The 958-nt window shown below is 74.5% G+C and carries 2 protein-coding genes; both read left to right on the forward strand.

All coding sequences use genetic code 11. From position 1 onward, the window contains the following. The coding region (locus tag IY392_RS16190; RefSeq protein ID WP_228549524.1) for a PfkB family carbohydrate kinase at positions 1-342 on the forward strand (342 nt) is incomplete at its 5' end. A gap of 72 nt (positions 343-414) precedes the next feature. Then, positions 415-958 (forward strand): PTS sugar transporter subunit IIA (locus IY392_RS16195; RefSeq protein ID WP_194861777.1); only part of this gene is annotated, 544 nt, incomplete at its 3' end.

Here is a 958-nt window from a genome sequence, read left to right on the forward strand (position 1 = left end):
GTCGTGGAGACCGCCCGGACGCTGCGCGCCGCGGGCGTGGGAACCGTGCTGGTCACCCTGGGCGGCGCCGGAGCGGTGCTGGTCGACGACGGCGAGGGCGGCGACGGCGACGGTGAGGCGTGGTTCGCGTCCACCCCGCCCGTGCGCGTCCGATCCACGGTCGGGGCCGGCGACTCCGCGCTCGCCGGATATCTCCTGGCCGACGCCCGCGGGCTCCCTCCGGAGGAGCGGCTGGCATGGGCCGTGTCCCACGGCAGCGTGGCCGCGTCCCTCCCCGGCACCGGCCTCCCCCTCGGGCTGGACCCGGACACGTTCCGGGCGACCGTCCGCCGACTCGACTGACCCCGACCGCACCTTCGACCCCATCGACACACCCCCGAGCAGAAGATTCATGAGAAAACACGGAGGAAGGCCATGAGCCACCCGATCATCGAGACCGCCGCGGTGCGGCTCGACGCCGATCTCGGCAGCAGCAAGGACGAGGTGATCCGGGCGCTGGCCGGGGCGCTCGTCGACGCGGGCCGCGCGGACGACCTCGACGCGCTGGTGTCCGACCTGATGGCCCGCGAGGGCAAGGCGGCCACCGGGATGAAGGGCGGGATCGCCATCCCGCACTGCAAGTCCGAGGCCGTGGCCGAGCCCAGTCTGGGATTCGCCCGCCTCGACCCTCCGGTCGACTTCGGCGCCAAGGACGGCCCCGCCGACCTGGTGCTGATGATCGGTGCCCCGGCCGGCGGCGGCAAGGAGCACCTGAAGATCCTGGCCACCCTCGCCCGCAACCTGGTGCGCGCGGAGTTCGTGGACGCGCTCCGCGCGGCCGCCACCCCCGAGGACGCGGTCTCGGTGATCCAGGGGGTGCTCGCCCCGGCGCAGGACGCGGCGTCGTCCACGTCCTCGTCCACCGCGGCGTCGTCGTCCGCGGCATCGCCATCGTCCACGGCATCCTCGTCCGCCGCGG

Source organism: Dietzia sp. SYD-A1, from assembly GCF_015356725.1.
Taxonomy (GTDB): domain Bacteria; phylum Actinomycetota; class Actinomycetes; order Mycobacteriales; family Mycobacteriaceae; genus Dietzia.